General features: G+C 48.3%; 1 pseudogene. It reads left to right on the plus strand.

The window, feature by feature from the left end:
* Positions 1 to 42: 42 nt before the first annotated feature.
* Positions 43 to 232, plus strand: a pseudogene (locus L324_RS44465) (MFS transporter); the annotation flags it as partial.

Below are 232 nucleotides of genomic sequence, written 5' to 3' on the forward strand. Positions count from 1 at the left end.
GTTTTCCAATCGTGGACTTTTACGATAACAACGCTACTTGGTATGATCGTTTTTGCATTAATGATCGGTACTGAGACCATTTTGCCGCTGTACACGCAAAACGTCAGAGACGTGACAGCTTTCGATTCGGGTTTGATGCTTCTGCCGGGCGCGATAGCAATGGGCATCATGTCGCCGATCATCGGCCGGATTTTTGACAAGATCGGCGGAAAAGGCCTTGCGATTATCTCGT

It is taken from the genome of Amycolatopsis orientalis DSM 40040 = KCTC 9412 (assembly GCF_000478275.1).
GTDB lineage: Bacteria > Actinomycetota > Actinomycetes > Mycobacteriales > Pseudonocardiaceae > Amycolatopsis > Amycolatopsis orientalis.